1 protein-coding gene and 1 pseudogene are annotated in these 824 nt (G+C 67.6%); both read left to right on the top strand.

Annotated features, from left to right (window positions below; all coding sequences use genetic code 11):
* Window positions 1-548, top strand: a 548-nt coding sequence (locus tag DBR20_RS03825; RefSeq protein WP_258223200.1) for a DUF3299 domain-containing protein, incomplete at its 5' end; no start/stop codon positions are given.
* 32 nt (window positions 549-580) lie between these two features.
* Window positions 581-824 (top strand): annotated as a pseudogene (locus tag DBR20_RS22635) (hypothetical protein); the annotation flags it as partial.

Genomic DNA, 824 nt, shown 5'->3' with positions numbered 1-824 from the left:
CCCCGCCACATGCCAGCAACGCTGCGGCTCCGCCAGCGGCGCCGTCTGCAGTGATCGATCGCTGGGACGCGCTGATGCCCGGGGAGGACAGCTTCCAGCGTCCACCGCCGCAGATCGGGCTGTCGCGTGGTAACGGTTTGGATGGGGTAGGCGGATTGATCGACGACACCGGTTCGGGCTCGCTGCCGGGGCAGGCCATCGATCATTCCAGCCCTCTGCGCGCGCAGCAGTTCGGCTCGTCGGCGGTGGTCGATGGCGTTGATGGACGGGCGTTGGACCTGGATGGCTATGTGGTGCCGCTGGCGATGAACGACGCCGGGCAGGTGGACGAACTGCTGTTCGTGCCGTTCTATGGCGCGTGCATCCACGTACCGCCGCCACCGCCGAACCAGATCATCCATGTGACCCTGGCCACTCCGATCACGATGGGCGCGTTGTGGGATCCCTACCGGCTGTCAGGGCGCCTGCAGGTGAAGCACTTCGAGGCGGATATCGCCAGCGCGTCCTATGACGCAGCCGCGGCGACGCTTTTCGCGATCACCCGATGACCAGGCTCCGCGCACGCACCGTCGCGCTGCTGATGGTGGTGCTGCTGCTGGCAGGGACCGGCGTGGCGCTGCTGTGGAACGCAACGCACGCGCCCTCGCCACCGGCAGTGGCATTTCCCGCACCGGCGGCGGAAGCGCAGGCACGCATCGAACATCACATGGCTGCCGACAAGGCCTTTCGTGATGACCTGCTGTTCCTGCTGGTGGCGACGCTGCGCGACCGTTGCGAACCGGCGCAGGCGGGAGTGCTGGCACGCATGGCCAATCGTGCGTCGC

The organism is Stenotrophomonas sp. HMWF023, assembly GCF_003060985.1.
GTDB classification, from domain to species: Bacteria; Pseudomonadota; Gammaproteobacteria; order Xanthomonadales; family Xanthomonadaceae; genus Stenotrophomonas; species Stenotrophomonas lactitubi.
This window is presented reverse-complemented; position numbering and strand designations above follow the sequence as displayed.